General features: G+C 49.6%; 25 protein-coding genes. 21 read left to right on the top strand and 4 right to left on the bottom strand.

What is annotated here, in order from left to right; translation table 11 throughout:
• Window positions 1-4: 4 nt before the first annotated feature.
• From KTH89_RS03770 to KTH89_RS03740, 7 genes are all read left to right on the top strand, one after another.
• The gene (locus tag KTH89_RS03770; RefSeq protein ID WP_238720687.1) at window positions 5-415 is read left to right on the top strand and encodes a VOC family protein; all 411 of its coding nucleotides are present in this window, start codon (window positions 5-7) and stop codon (window positions 413-415) included.
• 87 nt (window positions 416-502) lie between these two features.
• Window positions 503-871 carry an alcohol dehydrogenase catalytic domain-containing protein gene (locus KTH89_RS03765; protein WP_158342278.1) on the top strand — a complete coding sequence of 123 codons (369 nt, stop codon included), beginning with the start codon at window positions 503-505 and terminating at the stop codon, window positions 869-871.
• A 27-nt stretch (window positions 872-898) separates the two neighbouring features.
• The gene (locus KTH89_RS03760) at window positions 899-1,561 is read left to right on the top strand and encodes a zinc-dependent alcohol dehydrogenase (protein WP_238720685.1); all 663 of its coding nucleotides are present in this window, start codon (window positions 899-901) and stop codon (window positions 1,559-1,561) included.
• 30 nt (window positions 1,562-1,591) lie between these two features.
• A complete protein-coding gene (locus KTH89_RS03755) occupies window positions 1,592-3,094 on the top strand; it encodes a sugar ABC transporter ATP-binding protein (protein WP_158342276.1) in 1,503 nt (500 codons plus the stop codon).
• On the top strand, window positions 3,091-4,071 hold the full coding sequence (locus KTH89_RS03750) for an ABC transporter permease (RefSeq protein ID WP_158342275.1): 981 nt from the start codon (window positions 3,091-3,093) through the stop codon (window positions 4,069-4,071). The genes KTH89_RS03755 and KTH89_RS03750 overlap by 4 nt, the downstream gene beginning before the upstream one ends.
• Window positions 4,071-5,063 carry an ABC transporter permease gene (locus KTH89_RS03745; RefSeq protein WP_158342274.1) on the top strand — a complete coding sequence of 331 codons (993 nt, stop codon included), beginning with the start codon at window positions 4,071-4,073 and terminating at the stop codon, window positions 5,061-5,063. Before KTH89_RS03750 ends, KTH89_RS03745 begins: the two co-directional genes overlap by 1 nt.
• 66 nt (window positions 5,064-5,129) lie before the next feature.
• On the top strand, window positions 5,130-6,374 hold the full coding sequence (locus KTH89_RS03740) for a substrate-binding domain-containing protein (RefSeq protein ID WP_158342273.1): 1,245 nt from the start codon (window positions 5,130-5,132) through the stop codon (window positions 6,372-6,374).
• Between the two features lie 201 nt (window positions 6,375-6,575).
• Here the strand turns inward: KTH89_RS03740 and KTH89_RS03735 are convergent, their stop codons facing one another.
• Window positions 6,576-7,331: a DUF3307 domain-containing protein gene (locus KTH89_RS03735; RefSeq protein WP_158342272.1), complete on the bottom strand. Its 756-nt coding sequence runs from the start codon at window positions 7,329-7,331 to the stop codon at window positions 6,576-6,578.
• A complete protein-coding gene (locus tag KTH89_RS03730; protein WP_238720681.1) occupies window positions 7,321-8,007 on the bottom strand; it encodes a SatD family protein in 687 nt (228 codons plus the stop codon). The genes KTH89_RS03735 and KTH89_RS03730 overlap by 11 nt, the downstream gene beginning before the upstream one ends.
• A gap of 798 nt (window positions 8,008-8,805) precedes the next feature.
• On the opposite strand from KTH89_RS03730, the gene KTH89_RS03725 reads away from it, so the two are divergent.
• The 7 genes from KTH89_RS03725 to KTH89_RS03695 all read left to right on the top strand — a co-directional run bounded on the left by KTH89_RS03725 (window position 8,806) and on the right by KTH89_RS03695 (window position 17,037).
• Window positions 8,806-10,143: a putative ABC transporter permease gene (locus KTH89_RS03725; protein WP_158342271.1), complete on the top strand. Its 1,338-nt coding sequence runs from the start codon at window positions 8,806-8,808 to the stop codon at window positions 10,141-10,143.
• 729 nt (window positions 10,144-10,872) lie between these two features.
• Window positions 10,873-11,958 (top strand): LacI family DNA-binding transcriptional regulator, encoded by a 1,086-nt coding sequence (locus KTH89_RS03720; protein ID WP_158342270.1) that lies wholly within the window; start codon window positions 10,873-10,875, stop codon window positions 11,956-11,958.
• 248 nt (window positions 11,959-12,206) lie between these two features.
• Window positions 12,207-13,883: a ribulokinase gene (locus KTH89_RS03715; RefSeq protein WP_158342269.1), complete on the top strand. Its 1,677-nt coding sequence runs from the start codon at window positions 12,207-12,209 to the stop codon at window positions 13,881-13,883.
• Between the two features lie 67 nt (window positions 13,884-13,950).
• Window positions 13,951-14,604 (top strand): fructose-6-phosphate aldolase, encoded by a 654-nt coding sequence (fsa, locus tag KTH89_RS03710; protein ID WP_158342268.1) that lies wholly within the window; start codon window positions 13,951-13,953, stop codon window positions 14,602-14,604.
• A 19-nt stretch (window positions 14,605-14,623) separates the two neighbouring features.
• The gene (locus KTH89_RS03705; protein WP_158342267.1) at window positions 14,624-15,460 is read left to right on the top strand and encodes a transketolase; all 837 of its coding nucleotides are present in this window, start codon (window positions 14,624-14,626) and stop codon (window positions 15,458-15,460) included.
• Complete coding sequence (locus KTH89_RS03700) at window positions 15,448-16,383, top strand: transketolase family protein (RefSeq protein WP_158342266.1); 936 nt, start codon at window positions 15,448-15,450, stop codon at window positions 16,381-16,383. Before KTH89_RS03705 ends, KTH89_RS03700 begins: the two co-directional genes overlap by 13 nt.
• A gap of 132 nt (window positions 16,384-16,515) precedes the next feature.
• Window positions 16,516-17,037 (top strand): HD domain-containing protein, encoded by a 522-nt coding sequence (locus KTH89_RS03695; RefSeq protein ID WP_158342265.1) that lies wholly within the window; start codon window positions 16,516-16,518, stop codon window positions 17,035-17,037.
• Here the strand turns inward: KTH89_RS03695 and yyaC are convergent.
• Window positions 16,992-17,612, bottom strand: a complete 621-nt coding sequence (yyaC, locus tag KTH89_RS03690) for a spore protease YyaC (protein ID WP_158342264.1) — start codon at window positions 17,610-17,612, stop codon at window positions 16,992-16,994. The two genes, KTH89_RS03695 and yyaC, sit on opposite strands and share 46 nt — an antisense overlap.
• Before the next feature lie 288 nt (window positions 17,613-17,900).
• Here yyaC and KTH89_RS03685 point away from each other — a divergent pair, with 288 nt between their 5' ends.
• The 6 genes from KTH89_RS03685 to KTH89_RS03660 all read left to right on the top strand — a co-directional run bounded on the left by KTH89_RS03685 (window position 17,901) and on the right by KTH89_RS03660 (window position 23,934).
• Window positions 17,901-19,031, top strand: a complete 1,131-nt coding sequence (locus tag KTH89_RS03685; RefSeq protein WP_158342263.1) for an alpha/beta hydrolase — start codon at window positions 17,901-17,903, stop codon at window positions 19,029-19,031.
• Window positions 19,032-19,045: 14 nt separating this feature from the next.
• Window positions 19,046-19,852 (top strand): alpha/beta hydrolase, encoded by an 807-nt coding sequence (locus KTH89_RS03680; protein WP_158342262.1) that lies wholly within the window; start codon window positions 19,046-19,048, stop codon window positions 19,850-19,852.
• Between the two features lie 10 nt (window positions 19,853-19,862).
• Window positions 19,863-20,609 carry an MBL fold metallo-hydrolase gene (locus KTH89_RS03675; protein ID WP_158342261.1) on the top strand — a complete coding sequence of 249 codons (747 nt, stop codon included), beginning with the start codon at window positions 19,863-19,865 and terminating at the stop codon, window positions 20,607-20,609.
• 143 nt (window positions 20,610-20,752) lie between these two features.
• Window positions 20,753-22,129 (top strand): ABC transporter substrate-binding protein, encoded by a 1,377-nt coding sequence (locus KTH89_RS03670; RefSeq protein ID WP_158342260.1) that lies wholly within the window; start codon window positions 20,753-20,755, stop codon window positions 22,127-22,129.
• A 96-nt stretch (window positions 22,130-22,225) separates the two neighbouring features.
• Window positions 22,226-23,107 carry a carbohydrate ABC transporter permease gene (locus tag KTH89_RS03665; protein ID WP_158342259.1) on the top strand — a complete coding sequence of 294 codons (882 nt, stop codon included), beginning with the start codon at window positions 22,226-22,228 and terminating at the stop codon, window positions 23,105-23,107.
• Complete coding sequence (locus tag KTH89_RS03660; protein ID WP_158342258.1) at window positions 23,104-23,934, top strand: carbohydrate ABC transporter permease; 831 nt, start codon at window positions 23,104-23,106, stop codon at window positions 23,932-23,934. Before KTH89_RS03665 ends, KTH89_RS03660 begins: the two co-directional genes overlap by 4 nt.
• On the opposite strand, the gene KTH89_RS03655 is transcribed toward KTH89_RS03660, so the two are convergent.
• Entirely contained in the window at window positions 23,931-24,758 is an 828-nt protein-coding gene (locus KTH89_RS03655; protein WP_158342257.1) for a helix-turn-helix transcriptional regulator, read from the bottom strand. The genes KTH89_RS03660 and KTH89_RS03655 overlap by 4 nt on opposite strands.
• 115 nt (window positions 24,759-24,873) lie before the next feature.
• On the opposite strand from KTH89_RS03655, the gene KTH89_RS03650 reads away from it, so the two are divergent.
• On the top strand, window positions 24,874-25,683 hold the full coding sequence (locus KTH89_RS03650) for an alpha/beta hydrolase (RefSeq protein ID WP_158342256.1): 810 nt from the start codon (window positions 24,874-24,876) through the stop codon (window positions 25,681-25,683).
• Window positions 25,684-25,694 lie beyond the last annotated feature (11 nt).

Raw genomic sequence — 25,694 nt, 5'->3', positions numbered from 1 at the left:
ATTCATGCAGGAGAAGGAATGGAAAGATCTGGCCCACATCGGCCTCTGGGTCACAGACATGGAGGAGACGAAGAAATTCTATCAGGATATCTTGGGATTTGAGGCCCCCACTGCGAAAACCGTAGTGGATCCGGAATCAGGCGTCAAGACGGAGATCGTATTTTTACAGAAAGGGAATCTGATTCTGGAATGTATCTGCCAGCCCGGGACAAATCTCCCGGACAGAGGCAGGATTGAACATATCGCCATCGCGGCAGGTAACATAGAACAGGCCGTGGAAGTTCTCTTAGCCAAGGGAATCGTATTTGACGGTCCGATTGTGGAGGACAAAGAGCTTTGGGACAAAGGGGTAAAATACGTTACCTTCCGGGGACCCAGCGGAGAACGGCTGGAGCTAAACGAGGTAATCCGTTAAGAAGGAAAAATAGACGGTGCGGCTCCCCATCGGAATTGAGATACGGGAGCGGCATCGGTGGAGGTATCTAAGAAAGGAGTGTGTAAAATGAAAGCGGTTGTTTTGTGCGGAAAAGGACAGGTGGAGTTCCGGGAGGTACCGGAACCGGTGATCGGCGACGACGATATTCTGCTGGAAGTGAAAGCATGCGGAATCTGCGGAAGTGATCTGCATTTTTACTATGGCCGGCTGGAGCCCATGGGCCAGGTCCCGTTTATCATGGGACACGAATTTGCCGGCGTCATAGCAGGAATTGGTAAAAATGTCTCGGACTATTGGAAGATCGGGGACCGGGTGGTATCGGAGAATACGGGAGACGCCTGCGGGCGCTGCCCCTCCTGTGCCGCAGGTAACTTCGTGGCCTGTGCACACCGGCAGACCATGGGCTGTTCCATGGACGGAGGATTTACAAAATAAGTGCGGATACCGGGCCGGCTGTTACAGATGTACCCAAATTGCCTGTACCACATCCCGGACAACTTAAGCTTTTCGGAAGCTACCCTGATGGATCCGGCGGCGAACGGTTACAACGCCGTCATCCAGCAGGCAGGTTTCCGGTCGGGCGAGACTGCCGTCGTATTCGGTGTCGGGGCCCTGGGGCTTATGTCCATCCAGCAGGCTTATATCGGCGGCGCGTCTAAAGTGATTGCCGTCGGTATGTCCTCCGACCGCAGAAGCCGGGAGGCCACCGCCAGAAAATTCGGAGCTACTGATTTTTTGGCATCGGATGAGGAAGCGGATCTGGCGGAAAGCGTTCTTAAGATAGCGGGCGGGAACGGTGTGGCCTTAGTGGTGGATGCCGCCGGCGTTCCCATGATCACGGAACAGGCGATCCGGATCGTAAGAAATGAAGGGGCGATTGTCAGAATCGGAATGAGCGATAAGACCTATAACCGCGGTCTGGACGATTTCGCCCTGAAAAATGTCCGGATTATCGGACATATGGGTTATAACGCGGAATCTTGGAGAAACAGCCTGGCCCTGGCTGCCGCCGGCCGTCTGGATCTCAAATCCATCATCACCTGCGAACTGCCGTTGGAACAATATCACCAGGGGTTTGAAATGTCCAGAACACAGGAAGCCTCCAAAGTAATACTGATTCCATAGAAAACGGCGGAGGAAAGGAGACTTTAACCAATGGGTGACTATATATTGGAGCTGAAAGATGTAGTTAAGACGTTTGGAGGCGTACAGGCGCTGAAAGGGGTCAGCTTTCAGCTGAAACCAGGGGAGATTCATGCCCTGATGGGGGAGAACGGAGCAGGAAAATCCACATTTATCAAAGTGATCACCGGCGTGCATCAGCCGGACAGCGGTACCATGCTGTTAGAGGGGGAACAGGTTACCTTCCGTTCCCCGCTGGAATCCGCCCGTATGGGAATAGCGGCGATCTATCAGCACGTGACCGCATTCCCGGATCTGACGGTTACGGAAAATATATTTATGGGGCAGGAGATCAAGAATAAGATGGGCTTCTATAACTGGAAGCTTATGAATCAGAAGGCAAAAGAACTGATCGCGCCCCTGAGTCCGACTCTGGATGTACGTAAGCCTATGTCCGCCCTTTCTGTGGCAGAACAGCAGCTGGTGGAGATCGCCAAAGCCCTGTCCAGGAATGCGCGTATCATGATCATGGACGAGCCGACCGCGTCTTTGACGAACCACGAATGCGAGGAACTCTACCGGATCACGGAGAATCTGCGGGACCAGGGAGTATCGATTATCTTTATTACCCATAAGTTTGAGGACATGTACCGGCTGGCCTCCCGGGTTACCGTATTCCGGGATGCGGAGTATATCGGCTGCTGGGATGTGGACCAGATCACGAATCACGACCTGATCTCGAAGATGGTAGGACGGGAACTGAATCAGATGTATCCGGAGAAAACCGCGCAGATCGGGCAGGTTGTCTTTGAGGTGGAGGGAATATCCAAGGAAGGATATTTCAAAGATGTGTCCTTCGACGTCCGACAGGGTGAGATTGTAGCGCTGACCGGACTGGTGGGGGCCGGACGGACCGAAGTCTGTCAGAGTATTTTTGGCATTATGCCCCCGGATACCGGGAGCCTTAAGCTGAACGGACAAACGATCCATGTCAGGAGTCCCAAGGACGCATTCCGCTTCGGGATCGGCATGCTGCCGGAAGACCGGCAGATCCAGGGGCTTATCAATGAGCTTCCGATCTATCAGAATGTGACCTCGGCCGCAATGGATAAATTTCAAAGATATGGAATCATAAATGTGGAGCAGGAAAAAGAAGCGGCGCTGGGTTTTTGCCAAAAGATTCAGCTGAAGGCGGAAAGCATCCAGGCCCCTCCCTCTTCCCTGTCCGGCGGGAACCAGCAGAAGGTGGTCTTTGCGAAGCTTCTGAACTGCGACCTGAAAGTGCTGATCCTGGACGAACCGACCAAGGGGATCGATGTGGGAGCCAAATCCTCGATCTACGAGATTATGAACGAACTGGCGTCCGGAGGCTACGCGATCATTATGGTCTCATCCGAAATGCCGGAAGTGCTGGGCATGGCGGACCGTATCGTGGTGATGAAAGCCGGTCGGGTGACCGGGACGTTTGATAAGGGGGAGGCCACGCAGGAAATGATCCTGGAGGCTTCCCTGAGACAGAAGGAGGCGGGCGCATGAGAAAAATTACCGGAAACAAGAATTTCGGCCTGATCGTAGGTTTAATCGTCCTGATGATTCTGGCGGCGGTCATCACCCCGGATCTGTATTCCGTGGGATCGCTGATGAATATGCTCCGCAACAACTGTGTGTTTGTCTTTCTGGCTGTGGGAGAGATGATCGTGATTATCAGCGGAGGGATCGATATCTCCATTGCCTGCATCATGGCCCTGTCGGGGTGCGTGTGCTCGCTGCTTCAATTCAACCATCCGCAGGTGCCGGTATTCCTCTGGCTGATCGTTGCGGTTCTGATCGGGATGGTATGCGGCATGTTCAACGGTTTTGTGGTGGGAACTCTAAAAGTCACGCCCATGATTGCCACGCTTGGCACCAATTACATATTCCGGGGCCTGGCATTTATCATCTCCTCCGGCGCCTGGTGGTATCCGCATCAGTATCAGATGACCTTTCAGAACTTTTCCATCGGGAAAACTGCGGGAATCTACAATATAATCTGGTTCGCCGGTCTGATCCTGATTCTGGCGGCGGTGTTCCTGAACTATACCACCCCGGGGCGGAGGATTTACGCGGTAGGAACCAATAAAGAATCCGCAAAAGTTTCGGGTATCCGGGAATCCCGCGTCATGCTGATGTCTTATACCATCTGCGGAGCGATATGCGGGCTTTCGGGGATGCTCTATGTGGCTAACTTCGCGGTGGGTAATTTTGCTATCGGAGACGGTTTCGAGATGACGGCTATCGCAATCTGCATCCTGGGAGGAGTAAGCATCATCGGAGGCCAGGGAAAAGTCGGGGGAGTATTTATCGCTATTCTGATGATGAGCATCATCACGTCCTTTATCAGCATGCTTCCCGGATTAAGTGTCTGGCAGGATGCCATCAAGGGAGCGATTATCATTATAGCCGTAGGGATCAATATCTGGACGGCCCGCTCCACCAGAAGACAAGATTTAAAGGAGAGGGGGGCGCTGCTGTAATGAACGAAAAGAAAAAATGGAAGCTCACAGGTTTCCTCGTTCAATGGGAAATGATTTTGATCTATCTGCTGCTCCTGATCAATATATTGCTGATGCTTGCGAGGCCGAATCTGTATTTTGCGTCCGGGACGATCACATCCATTATCCAGTCCGGTATGGATCTTTGCCCGCTGGTTCTGGGGATGGCGCTGGTTATGATGATGGGGGAGATCGATGTATCCTGCGCGGCCAACATGATTTTCTGTTCCATGACAACCGGACTGCTGATGGACCGGGGAGTGCCCGCAGTGGTCTGTGTCCTGGCAGGAATCGCCACGGGAGTCTTACTGGGAATGTTCAACGGTGTTTTGGTTGGCTATGTGGGAATGCCCTCCGTTATTGTAACGATCTCCAATTCCCTGCTCTATCGGGGAGTGGTAAAGATCATATTGGATGTAAATGTGCTGAGAAATTTCCCGGACTTCTATACGAAGCTGGCCTGGAACCAGATCGCGGGTATCCCGCTGGCCATGATCATTTTCCTGCTGATGGCAGCCGTATTTGTGGTGATTCTTCAGAAGACCGGATTTGGCCGGAAACTCTATATTATAGGAAATAACGCCGTAACTGCGGAATATTCCGGTATCAATGTGCGGAAAACCAAACTGGCCGTCTATCTGATCATGGGCGTGATGTGCGGGATTGCCTCTATCTTCTTCGTCGGGAGAATGGGCGGCGGTGTAAGCTCCACCATGGGTGTGGGCTACGAGATGAACGCCATCGCCATCTGCGCTCTGGGAGGAATCTCCACCAGCGGCGGCAAAGGCAAGATGTACGGGCCGATAATCTCTACCTTTATCATGGCTTTTCTGATCTATACGCTGGGCCTGATGGGTGTGGACGCCAACGCAAAAAAGACGCTGACGGGGCTGGTTCTGCTGATCGCCGTCCTGATTCCCAACATCAACAAGGATTTGTTCGCGTCGGTGAGACGAAAATTCCGGAAAATATAGGGGTGTATATAAGGTATGAACAGCAAAGCTGTTTATATAAATAAAATTCTATTGGGAGGTAGAAACATGAAGAAAAAACTATTGGCAATCACTCTGTGCCTGGCCATGACGGTCAGCGCAATGGCAGGCTGCGGTTCCAAACAGGATGCGGCTCCTGCGGACACGGGAAGCCAAAGCACGGATGCGTCCGCGCAAAGCGGGGGAGAGAAGGACGCAGCACCGGCTTCCAGCGACAGCGCGGCTCCGGCGGATGCCTCTGGCTCCGGCGGCGGGGATCTGGAAGGCGCTCATGTATTGCTGCTTAAGGCGGCGGGGACATTTACCACAAAGATCTACGAAGGCTACTCGGATTACATGGAAAGCCATGGGTATAAGACCGCGGAAAAGAGCCCCACAGAGACAACGGTGGCAGCCCAGGTCCAGATTATTGACGAGCTGATCACTCAAAAAGTGGCATCCATTACCATAGCCACCAACGGGGACGCCGGCTATGACGAAGTGTTCAAGAAAGCAAAGGAGGCAGGAGTCATTATTAACTCCGTGGATTCCGCCTGTAACCCCGAATTCCGGACGATCCATGTAAATCAGGCATCCTCCGAAGCTCTGGGCGCTTATCAGGTGCGGGCGGCGGTCCTTCAGGCGCTGGGAGTGGATTATCCCGGAGACAACATGGAGAAAGCGGTGGATGACGCGCTGGCAGCCTATACCGGTGATGAACTTCGCATCGGTGTGCTTTCCGCTTCCATCGACACCCCGGTACAGAACGGCTGGATCGCGGATATGGAAAAAGAACTGCAGCGTCCCTGCTATCAGGGAAAAGTAAGCCATGATCTGGACAAGAAATACGGAAACGACGACCTGACCGCTTCCACCACTCAGGCTCAGGCATTCATGTCCGAGAACAAAGTGGACGTTATCATCGCGCCGACCACCGTGGGTCTTGCCGCGCAGGGCCAGGTGCTGAAGCAGGCCGGAAGCGACATGAAAGTAACCGGGCTGGGCGTGCCTTCGGAAATGCAGGCGTTCATGCCTCTGTCATCGGATGAGAATGCGTTTGACTATGTGTGCCCGTACATGATGCTGTGGGATCTGGGACATCTGGGAGCACTCTCCGCGGCAGCCACTCTGGCAGTCATGAACGATGGTTATGACGGCAAAGAGGGATCTACGTTTACCATGGACGCCTGGGGAGATTATCCCGAGACTACCTTTACGGCTATCCCGGCTTCCGACGGCGGCACAGAAGTGATCATGGATGATCCCTATGTGTTCTATAAAGATAATATGGCGGACTGGATTAACAAAATGTAAGAAACAAACCGTTAAAAACAAACCGTTAAAAACAAACCGCACCAGCCGTACGGGTCTACAGATGTACCTGAGTGCGTAACCTAGAAGAGAAGAAATTTGGTAAAGCAGGTCCCCGGGGTAAACTCACCGCAATACAGCTTTGAGAGTGCCCCGGGGATTCCTGTCTGTACCATGTAAAGTTCGCCTTCTGCCGCGGGCTGATCAGAGGACAAATGAAATTATAATCACGGATACTGTACTTAGCAGAGTTCCCAACAGGTAATATTCCGCGAATGCAGGTTCCTTTACGATCTTATCATATCTTGCGATTGATTTCGCAGTCAGCACCAGGCCTATGGCGGCGTATTGCCCCAGAGATATAAAAATCAGCATAATAAGCCGTTCGATGGTTCCAATCAACCTTCCGGCATTGTGAACCTGCTCTCTGTCGGCATCTTTATTTTCCGGCTTAAAAACAATTAAAATTTTGGATATGGCGATATTTACGGGTTTATGTATAAGCAGGAGTGCTGTGATCCAGGAGATACAGGCTGTTTTTGACAACCCGGTCACAGAAAAAATTCCGGTCAGACTGTGGCTCAAGGGCAGGCTTGCGACATGTACCGTATAATAGTAGGCCATAAAAAATAATACGCTGATATGCAGCAGCTGATCGGTTAAAAAGATATATTGTTCCCGCCGCAGAGCGCGCACCTTCTTTTTGGACAAGGAAGTGTATGCATATTTTGCCATATCTATGCCCATGTGCAGCAGGGCTGCCAGGAATCCGTACAGGACAAGGCTCCAGTTGAATACCGGCAGAATAACGATCACGAATGCCGCCCAGTAGACCAGACAATGAATAAGAACCCAGCGTACATGATCCGTTTTATTCTCTGCCATTTTCTCTGTTTGGAGATAAAAATCCCCTATCACATGAGCTAATAGTAATAAAAGAAAGATTTCTTTAAAGTACATCCTGTGTAATTTCCTCCAATGCTTTTTCAAGCGTATCGAATGCTTCCCTGTATGCGTAATAATTTCCGTTTGCCAGTATACTGTGAACGGTAGGCTGCCGTATCTGCAGGCGTTTTGCAGTATTTGTCTGACTGTCCTGATGTTCCAGGATATCTTCGATCACCTCTCTTTGGCGGTCGCTCCAGGATTCTTTGATAACAGTCATCAAGGTCAAAATAGTATTGAGCATGGTCACAATGCCCTGGTTGTCCCCATCGGCCTCAAACCGGATGTCGGCGGCCTGCGTGCCGTTCCTTTTTTCAATGACCCGCAGATATTCGACAGCCTCCCGGGCCTTGTAATAACCAGGCCCATCCGCCCCGATGGCCATCTCCGAATTGATACCGGTAGTGATGGAACCGATGCCGATGCCGAACCGTATTTTTACCGGGTGCATCCTTCGTTGAATTTCGGAAGTAATCCGCATCGCGTTCACTCCGCAGTTTAATAGACCCTGAAATTCATCGCCCAATGTAATAGTAAACTTGGATGACAGATCCTTGGAATAAGATTCATTTATATCACCTAACACGTTGTTCAATTTTTCCTGAACCACGTACCGGTCCGATATATCCCGCGATTGTTTCAGGTCGCCAATAATTGCCACATATGGTTTAAAAGAAAAGGAAAAATACATCTGGCACCCCCAGGTCTTTTTCACCATTATATAGCAAAAGGAACCGATAATCAATTATTATGCATCCCACAAGCTATAATTACATATTATAGCTTTATAAAGCTATATTTTCTTATTATAGATAATACTAGCTATATTTACACATTATAGATTTATAATACTATAATCCCATATTATAGATTATATAAGCTATATTTAAATATTATAGACAATAAAGGCTATAAGTGCTAACTATAGATTATATAGGCTATAAACTAAAGAAATAAGAATATTCCAGAGCAGCAGAAAATGATACCCCGGATATTAAATATTAATAATAATAGGCATCCCCCCAAGCAATTGCAAAACAAATATTGATTTTGAGGCCGAACCGGCCAGGTACGGTGCACTTATGCACGAAAGAATGAGATGATCAGACAAATTTTCCTTCCATAGAAACAGCAGAAAACGCCACAGAACTTGGTGCCGTTTCCGGGACCCCGCAATACATGTCCTTCGAGCGGGAACGCTGCTTAGTGCCTTCATAAGACGTTATTTATTATATCACAACCGGTTCGGGATGTTCAAGAGCTAATCCCTGTAAAGCTAATCCCCGTAACGCTTATCTTTGAAACACCCGGCTGCCATGCTCCCTGATTAGACAAAGCAACAGAGGACTTTCAAAATATAGGATTGTTCTTTTGCTGCGTTATGTTATAATCCCTTTTAACATCTTACAATAGGACATAGCACATACAACAAGGGCGCACAGGGATGTCGGCGGGGCTGCATCCGGCCCGGATACGGAGGATTCATAACATGTACAATACGCTATACCAACTATTCTGGTACTTTCTCATATATTCCTTTGCGGGATGGTGCGCCGGGGTCATCTATTCCGCAGCCAAAAAGCATAGGTTTGTCAACAACGGGTTTTTGAACCTTCCATTTTGTCCCATATACGGATTCGGAGGCATTTTATTTACCATATTCCTGTCGGAACTAAAAAGCAATCTGTTCTTTTTATTCATCGGCGGAATTATCCTTTCATCAGCGCTCATGTACATAACCGGTTTGCTTCTGGAACGGTTCTTCCAGCGAAAGTGGTGGGATTTCAGCAAAAACCGGTTTCAATTTGAAGGCTACATAAGTTTCCCTTTGGCGGTCATATTTGGACTGCTGGGCGTGCTCTGCATCCGGGTAACAAACCCGCTGCTTTTGACCTTACTGGGCCTGATCCCCCGCTGGATCGGCAGGATCATATTATTAGCGGCCCTGATCCTTCTGACGCTTGATTTTGTAAGCGCCCTGACCGCTGCGCTCCAGCTGAAAATCCGTATCCGCAGACTGAATGAGATGACGCAGGACATGCAGCGCATCTCCGACTCATTCGGAAACGCCATAACCGGCAGGATACAGCGCAGAATGATGAAAGCTTATCCGAACCTTGAGGCCTCAAAGCTGCTGGCGGAACAGGCAGAAACAAAAAAGACACAAAAAGAGAAGGCAGAAAAAGAGACATTTGCCAAAGGATGCGGCTTCTATAAACTAACCGCCCTGTTCTTTATCGGCGCATTCCTGGGAGATGTGGTGGAGACGATCTTCTGCAGGATCACAGCCGGCATCTGGATGAGCAGGAGCAGCGTAGTCTACGGCGCATTCAGCATCGTGTGGGGCCTGGCCTGCGCGATTCTCACCGCCCTGTTGTACAAATACAAAGATAAAAGTGACCGGTATCTATTCATCTGCGGCACAGTGTTGGGGGGAGCCTACGAATACATATGCAGCGTATTTACGGAGCTGGCCTTCGGAACCGTATTCTGGGACTACAGTGACATCCCGTTCAATCTGGGCGGCAGAATTAATCTCCTTTACTGTTTCTTCTGGGGAATCGCCGCGGTAGTCTGGTTAAAAGGAATATATCCGTTCCTATCCAGACTGATTGAAAAAATACCCAAAAAAGCAGGCGTACCGGTCACATGGTTTCTGATAATATTTATGATATGCAACATGCTTCTCTCCGCCATGGCCCTGGGACGCTACACACAACGCCAGAGCGAGCCCCAAGCGCAGACCACATGGGAACAATTCCTGGACAGCCATTTCCCGGACGACAGAATCGAAAAAATATATCCAAACCTAAAGGTGGTTGATTAAATTACTTCCGCTGGGGAGTGGACGGTATCCGCAACCGGCCCTATGCACGTTGTCATTCGTGTTGCAAATGACGGAGATAATATCTACCATCCGATATTGCTCAGTTAGCGTCGCCGTACTCCTCAGACTCGTCGTAACCATAATTTCCATTGTCTGCATAGTCCGTATCAGGGTCAGGTTTCGTCCTATTACCAATCCCTCCAAGCCCAAAACGACCAGCCAGTAACACAAAATAAAAATTATTAAAACCACCGCCTTAAACCGCTTCACCTTATGGTTAAAGCGCCCTAAACCGAATACACATGAATCTCAGCTAATACCAAAGAAGGAGAGGGCAGGGGCGGGGCGCGGTACCGGAGGGGAGCTGCACGTATCGGGCGCCAAATCACTCGAGGACAGGCCTTAGAACGGGTTACGCAGATGACGGGAGAACCTCGCAGGGCCCGGAACACTGTCCGAGCCGTTTTTCTGGCGAGTTTGTTCCGGGCCCTGCCAATAAGAGGTTCTCCCGCCATCGGAGTTATCCGTTCTTAGGCCTGTCCGAAGTGATTTGGCGCCCGATACGTGCAGCTCCCCTCCGGTACCGCGCCCCGCCCCTGCCCTCTCCGGCCCCAGCAATTAACACAAAATTCATTGTACAAAACCCCAACATCGTCTATAATAATGTATGGGTATGAGAAAAATCATCCTGAGAGGAAAAATGGAAAAAATGGGCTTGCGGAGGTAGGCATGGGGAAGAATAAAGTCACTTCTTCGGATGTTGCCAAGGCGGCAGGAGTGTCGCAGGCGACGGTCTCGATGGTATTGAATAAAAAGTATAATGTCTCATTTTCGAAGGAGACCGTGGAGAAGGTGGAGCAGGCGGCCTCGAAACTGGGCTATAAAGTGCCCCGCCGCAGGATTCGAAAAGACAGCAAAGGCGGAAAACTGATCGTGGTATTCTGCCCGACGCTTACAAATCCCTATTATGTCATGCTGCTGCAGGGGATCGAGGAAGTGGCCAAAGAAAACGGATATGGGGTATTCGTCTGCAATACACAGCGGGATCTGAAGCTGGAAGACCAATACTTGAAGATGATGAAGTCTATCCAGCCCATGGGTATCATCTATACATCCAGCCCCAGTTTCTGCAGACAGGTGGACGAGCTGTCCGCCAGCATTCCCATCGTGATCATCGGGAATCGGGATGAAACCATGAGCGTGGACACGGTGGAGTTAAACAACACCAAGCCCGGACGTCTGATGGCCAGACATCTGCTGGAATTGGGACACCGCAAAGTAGCCTTCGTGACGACGCCGCTTCTGAAACGCCTTCCGGCCAGAATCAAACGGGTAGATGGTTTTGTCGGTGAGTTCGAGGGCATGGGGCCTGGCTATCAGGTAATTATCAAAAGCCCGGATGAGCGGTGGAATGAGCAGATGCCCAGCATAGATTCCGAATACCGGATGGGTTATGATATGACTAAGGAACTGATCCGGGATGAGAAGGGAATCACAGCCATCGTTGGGCTGGACGATATGATCGCGGTGGGCATTATGGACGCTCTCTTGGAGGCGAAATATAAGATACCTGCCGATATTTCGGTTATGGGCTGTGATAATACGCTGATATCCAGCCTGCAGGGGGTGTCCCTGACGACGCTGGAACATTTCGTGGTGCTCAAAGGCCGGGACGCCTGCGACATTGTGGTTAAAAAGATCGCCTCCCTGAATACGTATAACAGCGAGATTCAGCCCACTAGTATTTACCATGTGGAATATGAACCGAAACTGATTATCCGCGGCAGTACCTCTTATGCGAAGATCCGTTCCTGAGCAGCGCAGCGATTCTTAAAAATAAATGCGAAGTTCAAAATTATTAATAATAAAATTGCGAAAATCCAAGGCGGCATTTGGAAAATGAACAGAAATTCAAGCAGATTAGCGGAAAAATCCAAAAATTCTGGGAAAACCGTTAATAAAATAAAAATTATAAGTAAATTTATTTATTAATAATACTTCTGTTTCTTGACTGATAAGATACCTTACAGTATTCTAAAAATATAAAATTGGAGGGTTATGTTATGGGCAGTAAAAAATACGCAATTGGACTTGATTATGGAACACAATCCGGCCGTGCCGTACTGGTGGAAGTGGAGACCGGAAATGTTGTGGCGCAGGCAGTGAAACCTTACACCCACGGTGTGATGGATGAGTACCTTCCGGACGGAAAGACAAAGCTTCCGATGGACTGGGCGCTTCAGCATCCGGCCGATTATATGGAGGTTGTGGAGATAACGATACCGGAGGTTTTAAAAGCGGCAGGGATCGACGGGGAGGATGTCATCGGACTTTCCACCGATTTTACCGCATGCACGATACTTCCGACAGATAAAGACGGGGAGCCTCTGTGCTACAAAGAGGATTTGAAATCGGAGCCTCACGCTTATGTAAAACTGTGGAAGCATCACGCGGCCCAGCCCGAGGCGAATAAGATAACCGAGATCGCAGAACAAAGAGGCGAAGTTTTCTTAAACCGTTACGGCGGAAAGATTTCTTCCGAGTGGATGGAACCCAAAGTGCTTCAGATCCTGAACGAAGCCCCTGAGATCTACGACCGTGCGGAGAAGATCATGGAGGTCGGCGACTGGGTGAATTACATGCTGACCGGAGTGGAAAAACGCTCCAGCTGTTACGCAGGGTATAAGGAGATCTGGCATAAGCAGGACGGCTATCCCTCCAAAGATTTCTTCAAAGCGTTAGACTCCAGAATGGAAAATCTGGTCGAAGAGAAAATGTCCGATAAAATCTATCCGCTTGGTATGAAAGCGGGAGAGTTAAACGAAGAGTGGGCGGCGAAAACCGGCCTGAAACCAGGAACCGCGGTAGGCGTTGGTATCATAGACGCACATGCAGGGGTGCCTGGTATCGGAATCACGAAACCGGGACAGCTGCTGATGGTAATGGGAACTTCCACCTGCCATATACTGTTGGGCGAGACCGAAGAGATCGTGCCCGGCATGTGCGGCGTGGTAGAGGACGGCGTTATGCCCGGCTACTTTGCCTACGAGGCCGGACAGGCGTGCGTGGGAGATCATTTCGAATGGCTGGTTGAAAACTGCGTGCCCGCGGCCTACACTGAGGAAGCGAAGGAGAGAGGGATCGGCATTCACCAGCTGCTGACCGAAAAAGCGCAGAAATTAAAACCCGGAGAGAGCGGATTACTGGCTTTGGACTGGTGGAACGGCAACCGGACCCCATATGTGGATTACGACCTGACCGGCATGATGTTAGGCTGTACGCTGCTGACCAAACCGGAAGAGATGTACCGGGCGCTGATTGAGGCGACCGCTTACGGTACCAACCTGGTGATCGAAACGTTCGAGAAGAATGGCGTGAAGATCGATGAGCTGTTCGCCTGCGGCGGTATCGCTGAGAAAAATAAAATGATGATGCAGATCTATGCCGATGTCACGAACCGGGAGATCAGGATCTCCGCTTCCGACCAGACTCCGGCCCTTGGGGCGGCTATGTTCGGAGCCGTGGCGGCGGGAAAAGCAAACGGCGGATATGACTCCATCTTTGAGGCTGCAAAAGTGATGGGTAAGGTGAAAGACGAATATTACAAACCAATCCCGGAAAATGTGGCGGTATATAAGAAGCTCTATGAAGAATACAAGACGCTCAGCGACTATTTTGCGGCCGGCGGAAACGATGTGATGAAGCGGCTGAAAGCGCTGAAAGCCCAGGTTATGGAATAGAGAGTTGTTTCAGGCAGCTGAGACCGGAAGGCGTTCCGGTTGTAACAAGCACAGAAATGGAGGGAATATGAAATTTTTTATCGACACAGCGAATGTGGAAGACATCCGCAAGGCTAACGATATGGGCGTCATCTGCGGCGTTACCACGAATCCGTCGCTGATCGCCAAGGAAGGCCGGGACTTCAATGAAGTGATTCAAGAGATTGCCGCTATCGTTGACGGCCCCATCAGCGGCGAAGTCAAAGCGACGACCACAGACGCGGAAGGCATGATCCGGGAAGGCCGGGAGATCGCGGCGATTCATCCTAACATGGTGGTTAAGATCCCGATGACCATGGAAGGGTTAAAAGCGACGAAAGCCCTCACGGCCATGGGAATCAAGACCAACGTCACCCTGATCTTTTCCGCCAACCAGGCGCTGTTAGCGGCCAGGGCAGGCGCGACCTATGTATCGCCCTTCGTGGGAAGGCTGGATGATATCAACATGCCGGGGGTTGATCTGATCGGCACCATCGCTGAGATGTTTGATATCCATGGGATAGAGAGCGAGATTATCGCGGCCAGCATCCGAAATCCGATCCATGTAATCGACTGTGCGCTGGCGGGGGCGGATATCGCGACCGTTCCGTTTAAAGTAATTGAGCAGATGTGCAAGCATCCGCTGACCGATCAGGGTATTGAGAAATTCCAGGCAGATTATAAAGCTGTCTTTGGAGAATAAAGGAAAAGGTGGTTAGAACATGAACAAATTAGAGTTACAGAAAACTGCCAATGAGATCCGCAAAGGTATTGTAACTGCCGTACACAGTGCAAAATCGGGACATCCCGGCGGATCCTTGAGCGCAGCAGACCTATTTACGTATCTGTATTTTGAAGAATTAAACGTAGATCCGAAAGAACCGGACAAGGCGGACAGAGACCGTTTCGTCCTTTCCAAAGGACACTGCGCCCCCGGCCTGTATTCCACGCTGGCTTACAGAGGATTCTTCCCGGTAGAGGATCTGAAGACCCTCCGCCATGTAGGCTCCTATCTGCAGGGACATCCGGATAAAAAACACATTCCGGGCGTTGACATGTCCAGCGGTTCCCTGGGACAGGGAATCTCCGCCGCGGTAGGTATGGCCCTCTCCGCGAAACTTAGCGGCGACGATTACCGCGTATACACCCTGCTGGGCGACGGTGAGATTCAGGAAGGCCAGGTATGGGAGGCTTCCATGTTCGCAGGCGCCAGAAAGCTGGATAATCTGGTTGTAATTGTAGACAACAACGGCCTGCAGATCGACGGTTCGGTAGCCGATGTGTGCTCCCCTTATCCCATCGATAAGAAATTCGAAGCGTTTAATTTCCATGTAATCAATATAGATGCCCATGATTTCGATCAGATCGCCGCTGCTTTCAACGAGGCGAAAGAGACCAAGGGATGCCCCACCGCGATTATCGCTCACAGCGTAAAAGGAAAAGGCGTATCCTTTATGGAAAACCAGGCATCCTGGCACGGTTCCGCTCCCAACGATGAGCAGTACGCCGTGGCAATGGCAGATTTGGAAAAGGTAGGTGAAGCGTTATGTCAGAAGTAAAGAAGATCGCAACGAGAGAAAGCTATGGTAATGCATTAGTAGAACTTGGAGCCGAGTACCCGAATCTGGTAGTCTTAGATGCCGACCTGGCAGCAGCTACCAAGACCGGAGTATTCAAGAAAGCGTATCCCGACCGTCATATCGACTGCGGTATCGCAGAGTCCAACATGATGGGGATAGCCGCCGGCCTTGCGGCCACCGGCAAGATTCCTTTCGCCAGCACCTTTGCCATGTTCGCGGCAGGCCGCGCGTTTGAGCAGGTCCGCAACTCCATCTGCTATCCGCAGTTAAATGTAAAAATCGGCGCTACCCATGCCGGCATCTCCGTAGGGGAAGACGGCGCTACCCATCAGTGCAACGAGGATATCGCGCTGATGAGAACACTGCCCGGAATGGTAGTGATCAGCCCGGCAGATGATATCGAGGCAAAGGCGGCTGTCCGCGCAGCGATGGAGCATGTGGGTCCGGTCTATCTAAGATTCGGCAGACTGGCCGTGCCGGTGATCAATGACAATCCGGATTACAAATTCGAGATTGGAAAAGGCGTCGTCTTAAGAGAAGGAAAGGACTTAACCATCGTGGCTACCGGCCTGTGCGTTTCCGAATCTCTGGCGGCAGCGGAAATGCTTGCGGCGGACGGAATCCAGGCGAAAGTCATCAACATCCATACGATCAAACCGTTAGACGAAGACCTGATCGTGGCGGCTGCTAAGGAAACCGGAAAAGTGGTTACCGTAGAAGAGCACTCCGTCATCGGCGGACTGGGAAGCGCTGTCTGCGACGCTCTCGCAGCAAAAGCCCCGACTCCCGTATTGAAGATCGGCGTCAACGATGTATTCGGTGAATCCGGTCCCGCTACGGCTCTGATTCACAAATATGGACTGGATGCGGAAGGCATCTACAAAAAAATTAGAAATTCTTAAGGAAAATTAGGTTTTTTTCCTTAGAAATGCGTATTATAATGGGAATAGAAGTGAAGAGCTTCTATTCCCTTTTTCGTTCAACAGATAAGAATGGTTTGTTGAATAAAAAGATATGTAAAGTAGGTGATTCCAATGCACAAGCTAATTAAAAACGTAGAACAAGCGGCTACGGAGGAAGACAAAAGAGAGTTTTACGAGGTCATACGGGATATCGCGGAACATCCGGTCGTACTTCAGATGAAAGAATTCCCGCATCACTGCGACACGTCCTGCTATGACCACTGCCTTCACGTGGCGTACTATAATTACTGTATCTGCAAATCTCTGCATCTGGACGCCCGCTCAGCGGCTAGAGCGGGAATGCTGCATGATCTGTTCCTCTATGACTGGCGTACCCACGCCAGGGAAACCGGCGAACATTTTCATGCCATGACCCATCCCAGAGCGGCGCTTTTAAATGCGGAAAAATATTTTGAGCTGAATGATCTGGAGCGGGAGATCATCCTGAAACATATGTGGCCGGTAACGTTACCGATTCCCACGAACCCGGAAGTGCTGGTCATCGCGTATACGGACAAATACTGCGGCTTTGTGGAGATCGCGCGGGCTTACTCGGAAAAGTGCAAGTCCTGGATGCCCCACACCTCATCATAAATCGCTGTGGCTAATAATGGCTTCTTCGCTGCCGCCAGAATACCCGAGCTGATAAAATCCGCCATCTGCATCACAACGGACAGCCGGGTAGTCTGGAGCAGCAGCTGTTCCATGGAACCGGATACATTTACAATTCCGGTAATAAAGATATCCCCGATTTCCGCCAGATCCTTATCTACCCCGGCTCCGGGCCGCAAAGATCCCTTGCCCAGTGTGACATACCCCAAATGTCCCGGAGACCCAAGAGAAGCATCGATGGCAATCACCAGCGCACCCGGATGGGTGCTTTTTATATGCCCGATGGTCTCATCCAGGTTCAGCGCGTGAACCGGGTACTCCAGCGTCCCGTAGATAATAAAACGGGAAGCAAACGGGCTCTTATTCAGCTTATAACCGATCAAAGGCCCCAGGCTGTCCCCGGTGACCCGGTCGCTCCCGATACAAACAAAAACGATGGGCCTTCCGCTGCCCCCCGTCTCTTTCACTAATTTCTGCAGGGTACCGCAAAAACGGTTCACCGCCCGCATCCCTTTCGGATTTATATAATAAACCGTATCTGAAGATTTTGGTCTCATTGAATCCTCCATATATGCTCTTTTGTCCCACAACTTGCTGTTTTAAGTTTTACCTATTTTTCCGGTATTATTCTCTGCGTCCATGCGCTTCTGAAAGAAAGGTGAATCAAATGTAAAAAACTTACCATAAAGTGAGCAAAAAGGGAAAAGTAAATGTAGGAATCTATATTATAATTATAGTACACTTACAGATAGTCGGAAATCGCGTGCACCGGCGGAGCAAAGAAGGATATAAAAGGCTGCATCCGGTTTCTGTATCTACCGATAAACAAATGCTTGGAGGAATATATGGAACGAATACGGAATTTGATGCCGCAGGATTTGACGTCACAAGCGCTGTCCTTTGACCCGGTATTGCCGTGGGAGGGACAGGAGGAAGCGGTCACGAGAAGGGAAGACGGGAGTATTTATTTGAGAATCAAGGCGCCGCAGGCCAAACGGGTGGTTTTTGTGATCGGAGAAAAAGAATATGACTGTGTGCAGGACGGACAAGGCGTTTGGGGGCTTCGGTTTCCCTACCGCTTTGGTTTTCATTTTGTGCAGCTGGTAATCGATGGAGCCGAGGTTCTCACGCCTCTTCTGCCCATAGGCTATGGGTACAGCCGTCCCTATAACTTTGTCTCCCTTGAGAGGGAAGGGGAGGATTTTTACCGGCTGAAAGAGGTCCCTCACGGAAGCGTGCGCCGGGAGTATTATTATTCGACGGTGACAGACACCTGGGAAAGCTGCCTGGTATATACGCCTCCCGAGTATGAGGAGGCGGAGCGGGAATACCCCGTTTTGTATCTGCAGCATGGGCACGGAGAAAATGAGGTGGGATGGATCACGGCGGGAAGAGTGAATTTCATTATGGACAATCTATTGGCGGAACACAGGGCGGTCCCGTTTCTGATTGTGATGAATAACGGAATGGTCCAGACCGAAAATTCACAGGGAAAACGGATGGTGGATTATCAACTGTTCGGCTCCCGCCTGATCCGCGATGTAATACCGTTTATTGAGAAGCGGTTTCGGGTGAAAAAGGATAAAATAAACCGCGCTATGGCGGGATTGTCCATGGGGTCCATACAGACCTGTCTGACCGGTTTTTGCCACCCGGATTATTTTGCCTGGCTGGGCGTGTTCAGCGGCTTTATGCATGACTTTATACAGGGATCTGAATTGGATATGGTGCAGCGGGAAAATAGTACCAATGAACATTTGGCTCTGTTGGAGGATAAGGAGAGATTCCATAGGGAGTTCCGGTTGCTTTTCCGGGCGATCGGTGAGGAAGATCCCTTCCTGAACCACTTTTATCAGGATGACGCCCTATGCAGGGATAAGGGGATTCGTCATATCCGAAAAACCTATGGCGGCGGACATGACTGGAATGTGTGGCGGTATTGTATCTATGATTTTGCACAGTATCTATTTCGTTAGGAGAGGAAGCAAAGATGGCTTTTATAAAATTGAATTATAAATCAAAGGAGCTTGGAAGGGAGATCTCGGCGCAGGTATTTTTACCTGCGGATTTACTGGGAGAGGAAGCGGAGCCACCCTACCGGACTTGCTATTTCCTGCCTGGTTACAGCGCGGGCGGGACGGAACTCTATACGTATCTTGGATTCCGTATGCAGTGTGATCTAAAAGGAATCGCCGTGGTTATTCCGGAAGGGGAGAACTCATTTTATATCGACCATCCGGAACGGGGGATGAATTATAGCAGCTACGTGGGTGCGGAGCTGGTGGAAATGACCCGAAAACTTCTCCCCCTATCGGATAAAAGGGAAGATACCTATATCGGGGGCATCTCCATGGGCGGATTCGGGGCCCTTTACAACGGCCTTCGTTATCGGGATACGTTTTCCAAGATAGCGGTCATGTCTCCGGTGGTGGACTGCCTGGAACTGACCTCAAAAGACACATGTGCAGACGCCGGTTTCCCGGAGGGATTATTTCACTATTTATTCGGGGAGGAAAAAGAGTATCTTAAGAGCGATGCCAACCTGAAGAAATTTTATCTGGAGGCGGATAAAGATAAAATGCCGGAAACATTCCTGTGCTGCGGACGGCAGGATCGGCTGGTCTATCGGCAGGTAAAGGCTTTTGTGGATGTTCTTCGGGAAAATGGAAAAGCTGTCTCCTATAAAGAGACGGACGGGGATCATGAACTGGAATTCTGGGGAAATATGATGGACCCTGTATTTTCTTTTTTGGCGGGAATTAAAGAAGGAGAGAAAAACAGGATGGTGTTAAAATAGGAGAGTTTTCATGAAATATCAGATTGAAAAAATCGGAACGGGGACATGGCTCATTGAGGAATATGACGAGAACGTAAAGGTCTATATGTACCTGTTGGCGGGAAACCGGGAGGCTGTTCTGATTGACGCCGGGATGGGGATGATACCGTTAAAAGAAGCGGTTTCCTCGTTGACGGATCTTCCGGTAAAAGTACTGCTGACTCACGGGCATATCGATCATATCGGGGGCACGGGCGCTTTTCCTGAGGTCTATCTGCATGAGAAGGATATGGCTACGTACCGGCTGCACGACTCCGACTACAGGGGGCTGTTAGGGAACTATGACATTCCGGCCCTGCAGAAGTCGCTTCGGCCCGTTCGCGACGGCACAATATTTGACCTGGGAGGCAGATCCCTGCGGGTCATTCACACACCCGGTCACAGCGTTGGGTCTGTCTGCGTACTGGATCAGGAAAATGGCTGGCTGTTCACAGGGGACACCTGCTGCAGGGGACATGTACTGCTGCATATGGACTACTCGGCCTCCGTGGAGGTTTATGAGGAATCCGTGAAAAAATTGTTGGAAGAAAGAGAAAATTACAATCTCACATGGCCGGCGCATCATGACAAACCGGTACAGCCGGAGATACTCTGTCAGTATCTGGAGGCGGCGCAAGGGATTATAAGCGGGAATATGTGCGCAGAGAAGACGGTAAACCAGGGACGGTGCGCCCGTCTGCTCACGTATCATGACATTGGTATCGTCTATCCGGTATAAAGGATTGCGGCACAGGTAAAAAAATAACCATAAAAACAACAAAAAATGAAAAGTAATATTGGAAAATAAACAATATAATAAAATTACTTCAAACATAGGTAGTGTAAATTGTACACTGTCAATCAAATACAGGAGGAGAAGGTATGAAAAGAAAATGGATAAGTGTTTTACTGATGATCGTCATGACAGCGTCAATGCTGGCGGGATGCGGTTCCAAGCAGGACAGCGGGACTCCCGGGGCAGAGCCGGATAATAAAGCGGCCGCGGAGAAAACGGATGAGAGCGCGCCCGCAGACGCGAAAGAGGTGAATATTTCCTTTTATTCGACCCAGACCGGGATCGACGATACCTATTTGGACATCATCGATCATTTCGAGGCGGATAATCCGGGAATTACCGTAGAGTACATCGCAGCGGGGGATGACCAGCTGCAGAAATGGATGTCTTTGTACGCCAGCAATGAAGGACCGACCGTATCCCTGATGGACCCGATCAATATCTGGGAGAACCAGGACAGAATGAGGGAAATGACAAAGGAAGATTGTCCGTGGCTCGACAACATCTTAGAGGAGTCGCTGGTAAGCTACATCTACAACGACAAATTATATGGCATCCCTATGTCCGCTGCGGGATACGGGCTTTTATATAATCAGAAAGTGCTGGATGAAGCGGTTGGAGGAACCTTCGATCCCGCTTCCATCAAAACCAGAAGTGACCTGGAGGCTTTATTTAAAAAGATCGAAGCTACCGGAGCGGCAGGATCTATGTTTACCGGCGTGAACTGGTCGTTGGGTTCCCACTACCTGGGAGCTTTGGTCTACGGACCGGCCAGAGGGGATGTGGCGACCAGAGATGCTTTTGTGCAGGCGCAAAAAAGCGGGGAAGCTAATTTGATCGATGATTCGCTTTTTAACGGTTTGATGGATACCTTTGACTTAATTGCGGAATATAATTACAACAAAAAAGATCCGCTGGTTGGAAATGTCAATATGGATGCCGAAGCGCTGGTTACCGGCAAAGCGGGCACCTGGTTTATGGGAGACTGGGCCTGGGTATATCTGGCAGACCTGGTAGCGGAGGGAGATTCTTTCGGAATTATCCCCATCCCTTATTCCGATGACCCGGATGATAAATTCAATACCTCCATTCCCTTATCCTATCCGAAGGGCTACTGTGTAGATGCCAGCCAGAATACGGAGGAACAGCAGGAAGCAGGCCTTAAGTTCATCGAATACATCACATCCAACGAATATGCGCAGAAGGTAAGTATCGATGTGGGCGGCCAGGCCCTGCCGTATAAGAATTGCACCGCAGAAATCAAGAGCCCGTTAGGACAGGCTACGCAGAAATACATCAGCGAGGGTAAAGCGTATGATATTTATGACGGTTCCGTGAATGGACTTCCCTCGGATTTCTGGTATGAGTGCGGCGCTTACACCTGTGAGTATCTGGCCGGCGCCTGCGACAGAAAACAATTGTCGGAAAAAGTAGGCAGTTACTGGAAGGCGTTAGAGAACTAGCAGGTTGAGAAGGCCGGAGCGGACCGTATCTTACCCATCCCCGCTCCGGCCGCTTATTTGCAGCAAAATGGAATGTACGAATGGAGGAGAAAATGAATGAATGCGACAAAAAAGATTAAGAACCTTCGCCTTTTTGCGCTGTTTGTAGTTCCGTCTGTGTTTATATGGATGACAGTCGTGATTATTCCGCTGCTATATGGAGTGGCGATCACTTTCACGGACTGGAACGGCCTGTCTATGGATATTCACTTTATAGGCATCAAAAATTATATTGCGGTCTTTCGGGACACGGCGTTTCTTACCTCCATGTTGAAAACGGTTCTCTATGTGTTTTTGAGCGTACTGGGAAGTAATCTGATCGCTTTTTTACTGGCGTTAGCGGTAACCAGCGGGATGAAGGGCCAGAGCCTGTTCCGGACCGGCTTTTTTACGCCGAATATCATCGGCGGCATTATCCTGGGCTATATCTGGAATTTCATATTTTCTTATGCGATCACCGGGATCGGAGAAAGAATGGGGATCGAAGGCTTGTCCACTTCCATGCTGACGCATCCGACCAAAGCGCTGACGGCGCTGATTATCGTTACAATATGGCAGATGAGCGGGTACCTGATGGTTATATATATAGCCGGACTTACGAATGTATCGCAGGAGTTGATCGAGGCGGCCCGGATCGACGGGGCATCTCCCTGGCAGATTGTGCGCAATGTGAAATTTCCGCTGATTCGGAATTCTGTGACCATCTGCATATTTTTGTCTATTACGCGGACATTTATGTCGTTTGACCTGAACCTGTCGCTGACCTCAGGAGGGCCTTATAAGTCCACGGAATTGATTGCTTATAAAATATACCAGACTGCGTTTTCAAGTATGGAATTTGGCAAGGGACAGGCGCAGGCGCTGGTGCTGTTTGTGATCGTGGTAACCGTATCGCTGCTGCAGGTTTATTTTACCAGAAGGGGGGCGGTTGAGGAATGAGACAAAGACAGATGAACAAAAGGGTCCTGTTTGTTGTCATTTTATTTATATTACTGCTGTTTATGATTCCTTTTTTTATTCTGATTCTGAACACGTTTAAGCCGACGGCGGAATTTACCCGGAATCCTTTTTCATGGCCCGCTGCGTTTAACCTGGATAACTACAGAAGCGCCATTGATACGATGAAATTCTGGTCCGCCTTTAAAAACACCGCGGTGATTACGGTACTTGCGACCGTGCTCAATACCTTGCTTGCTTCGATGACCGGGTATTTTTTCTCAAGAAAAAAATGGAGGATTAACAGCGTTTTGTTTATGCTGCTTCTGGCCTCTATGGTGGCGCCCTTCCAGGTGTATATGATACCTCTGGTGAAACTGTACGGAGGGCTTTTGGGAATGTCCAACCGGATTATTACGGTTGTCTATGTGGCGGCCGGATTAAACGTACCGTTTGCTGTTTTCTTATACCATGGCTTTGTTTCGGGGATTCCAAGAGAACTGGATGAGGCGGCGGAGATTGACGGATGCGGATTTACCAGAACTTTCTTTGAGATTATATTTCCGCTTTTAAAACCAATCATGATTACGGTCATGGTGTTTGTGGCCCTGGCTGTATGGAATGATTATCTGATGACCAGCCTGTTTATGACAAAAATAGAAACCAGAACCCTGGCCATCGCCGCCTTTGCTTTCCTGACGAACCATACGGCGGACTATTCCCCCATGATGGCAGGTTTGGTTCTGGGGATCATACCGGTGCTGGTGTTCTATCTCTTTGGACAAAAGTACATTATCGAAGGAGTAGTGGCGGGCAGCGTGAAGGGTTAATGATTATTCAAGAATTGTTTGGGCGTGCATCCGTACAGTTTTTTGAAGATCGTGATAAAGGACTTGGTATTTGGAAATCCATTATCCATGGCGCATTCCGTGAGGCTTGATTTGTTTTTTAACAGCTGCTGCGCCGCGTGATGCACCCGCACGAAGTTCAGGTAAGAAAAATAATTAACGCCGATGCACTTTTTGAAAAAACGGGAAAAATAGCTGGAAGAATACTGGAAATGGGACGCGATATCATCCAGCGAGAGATCGTTTTTGTAATTGGCCTCTATGTATTCTAATATATCTGCGGCCTGCACGGATTCTTTTGAAAAAGGAACCGAGTATTTCACATCCTCTTTGATACAATCGGAGGACAAAAGGAGCAGAAGGTCATAGAGCCTGCGCATGAGGATCAGCGCATAATGGGGCTCATTTTCGTCCAATGCATAGAGTTCCAGACCGATCTCCTGTAATTGGCGGGTGACGGTCTGTCTGTGGGGGTTGTGGAAAAACAGATCCTTGCCGATCCAGGTTTCTAAAAAAGGGTAGGAGATCATGATCGTGATGCCCTTAAAATGATCCGAAGGACTTGTGTACCGCAGGGAATGCAGTTCGCTGCTGTTTACAATCAGCCATTCATCTTCGAAAAAGTCAAAGTTTTCACTGCCTACGTTAAAAGACAGGCGGCCTTCGAACGCAATCAGAATCTCTAAACTTCGATGCCAATGCAGAGGAGCCCAAATATCACTGCCAATACGATCGTGTCTGTACAGTAATGCGGGTATTTTATCAAACGTATCATTAAAAGCCTCGTATAAAGAAGTAGAGTTCATAATTATTTCACCGGGATACCTTTCTGCATAAACGTCGGATCGTTAAGATAAATTCATTATAGCATAAGCACTCTGAGCGCTACAAGCTGCAATTACATCACTGGAGAGGGAGAAAATGGCAAATATTGAGATTACTTTTCACGCGGATTCAATCATGAGGCTGACTACATTTCAGCTGTTTCTGCCGAATGATGTGTCAGCGGAAATAATAGACGGAAACCCCGCGTACAAAAGAAAGACCAAAACCTTATTTTTGCTGCACGGATATTCCGGAATATATAAAGACTGGGCTCTTGGAAGCCTGGCCCATGAGATGTCCTTAAAGTATAACCTGGCGGTGGTTATGCCGTCGGGGGATAATAGTTTTTACGTGGACGGAAAAGGGAGCGGACATGCTTACGCCCAATATGTGGGAAGAGAACTGGTGGATTATGTCCGCGGTACCTTCGGTCTGGCAAAGAAAACGGAGGATACGTTTATCGGCGGCTTCTCCATGGGAGGATTCGGAGCGATACATCTGGGAATGCTGTTTCCGCAGAATTTTGGGAAGATAGCCGCGCTTTCCTCGGCGATGATTATAGAAGATATCGCAGGATTACAACCGGGGGAAGAAAATGCGATCGCAGATTATGATTATTATACCTCCGTGTTTGGAGAGTTAAGCGCGCTTAAGACCAGCAGAAACAATCCGGAACATCAGATAAAGCTGCGAATTCAGGGACAGGAACGTATTCAGCCCATCTTCATGGCGTGCGGGACAGAAGATTATCTGCTCCCGAATAACCGGAGATTTCATCAATTTCTGGTAAGCGAAGGAGTGGATGTGACTTACCGGGAAAGTCCGGGCTGCCATGACTGGAAATTCTGGAATGAGTACCTGGAACCGGCTATTTTGTGGATGCTGAATACCTGCGGCCAACCATAATGGAGGTAATA

The organism is Diplocloster agilis, from assembly GCF_019042275.1.
In the GTDB taxonomy this organism is placed as follows: Bacteria; Bacillota; Clostridia; order Lachnospirales; family Lachnospiraceae; genus Diplocloster; species Diplocloster agilis.
Note: the sequence above shows the minus strand (reverse complement) of the source record. Positions and strands in the feature narration are given on the sequence as shown.

What these genes read in the sequence shown, in the direction of transcription:
- KTH89_RS03770 (WP_238720687.1), top strand. Translation starts at nt 5, where the DNA reads ATGCAGGAGAAGGAATGGAAAGATCTGGCCCACATCGGCCTCTGGGTC.
- KTH89_RS03765 (WP_158342278.1), top strand. Translation starts at nt 503, where the DNA reads ATGAAAGCGGTTGTTTTGTGCGGAAAAGGACAGGTGGAGTTCCGGGAG.
- KTH89_RS03760 (WP_238720685.1), top strand. Translation starts at nt 899, where the DNA reads ATGTACCCAAATTGCCTGTACCACATCCCGGACAACTTAAGCTTTTCG.
- KTH89_RS03755 (WP_158342276.1), top strand. Translation starts at nt 1,592, where the DNA reads ATGGGTGACTATATATTGGAGCTGAAAGATGTAGTTAAGACGTTTGGA.
- KTH89_RS03750 (WP_158342275.1), top strand. Translation starts at nt 3,091, where the DNA reads ATGAGAAAAATTACCGGAAACAAGAATTTCGGCCTGATCGTAGGTTTA.
- KTH89_RS03745 (WP_158342274.1), top strand. Translation starts at nt 4,071, where the DNA reads ATGAACGAAAAGAAAAAATGGAAGCTCACAGGTTTCCTCGTTCAATGG.
- KTH89_RS03740 (WP_158342273.1), top strand. Translation starts at nt 5,130, where the DNA reads ATGAAGAAAAAACTATTGGCAATCACTCTGTGCCTGGCCATGACGGTC.
- KTH89_RS03735 (WP_158342272.1), bottom strand. Translation starts at nt 7,331, where the DNA reads ATGTACTTTAAAGAAATCTTTCTTTTATTACTATTAGCTCATGTGATA.
- KTH89_RS03730 (WP_238720681.1), bottom strand. Translation starts at nt 8,007, where the DNA reads ATGTATTTTTCCTTTTCTTTTAAACCATATGTGGCAATTATTGGCGAC.
- KTH89_RS03725 (WP_158342271.1), top strand. Translation starts at nt 8,806, where the DNA reads ATGTACAATACGCTATACCAACTATTCTGGTACTTTCTCATATATTCC.
- KTH89_RS03720 (WP_158342270.1), top strand. Translation starts at nt 10,873, where the DNA reads ATGGGGAAGAATAAAGTCACTTCTTCGGATGTTGCCAAGGCGGCAGGA.
- KTH89_RS03715 (WP_158342269.1), top strand. Translation starts at nt 12,207, where the DNA reads ATGGGCAGTAAAAAATACGCAATTGGACTTGATTATGGAACACAATCC.
- fsa (WP_158342268.1), top strand. Translation starts at nt 13,951, where the DNA reads ATGAAATTTTTTATCGACACAGCGAATGTGGAAGACATCCGCAAGGCT.
- KTH89_RS03705 (WP_158342267.1), top strand. Translation starts at nt 14,624, where the DNA reads ATGAACAAATTAGAGTTACAGAAAACTGCCAATGAGATCCGCAAAGGT.
- KTH89_RS03700 (WP_158342266.1), top strand. Translation starts at nt 15,448, where the DNA reads ATGTCAGAAGTAAAGAAGATCGCAACGAGAGAAAGCTATGGTAATGCA.
- KTH89_RS03695 (WP_158342265.1), top strand. Translation starts at nt 16,516, where the DNA reads ATGCACAAGCTAATTAAAAACGTAGAACAAGCGGCTACGGAGGAAGAC.
- yyaC (WP_158342264.1), bottom strand. Translation starts at nt 17,612, where the DNA reads ATGAGACCAAAATCTTCAGATACGGTTTATTATATAAATCCGAAAGGG.
- KTH89_RS03685 (WP_158342263.1), top strand. Translation starts at nt 17,901, where the DNA reads ATGGAACGAATACGGAATTTGATGCCGCAGGATTTGACGTCACAAGCG.
- KTH89_RS03680 (WP_158342262.1), top strand. Translation starts at nt 19,046, where the DNA reads ATGGCTTTTATAAAATTGAATTATAAATCAAAGGAGCTTGGAAGGGAG.
- KTH89_RS03675 (WP_158342261.1), top strand. Translation starts at nt 19,863, where the DNA reads ATGAAATATCAGATTGAAAAAATCGGAACGGGGACATGGCTCATTGAG.
- KTH89_RS03670 (WP_158342260.1), top strand. Translation starts at nt 20,753, where the DNA reads ATGAAAAGAAAATGGATAAGTGTTTTACTGATGATCGTCATGACAGCG.
- KTH89_RS03665 (WP_158342259.1), top strand. Translation starts at nt 22,226, where the DNA reads ATGAATGCGACAAAAAAGATTAAGAACCTTCGCCTTTTTGCGCTGTTT.
- KTH89_RS03660 (WP_158342258.1), top strand. Translation starts at nt 23,104, where the DNA reads ATGAGACAAAGACAGATGAACAAAAGGGTCCTGTTTGTTGTCATTTTA.
- KTH89_RS03655 (WP_158342257.1), bottom strand. Translation starts at nt 24,758, where the DNA reads ATGAACTCTACTTCTTTATACGAGGCTTTTAATGATACGTTTGATAAA.
- KTH89_RS03650 (WP_158342256.1), top strand. Translation starts at nt 24,874, where the DNA reads ATGGCAAATATTGAGATTACTTTTCACGCGGATTCAATCATGAGGCTG.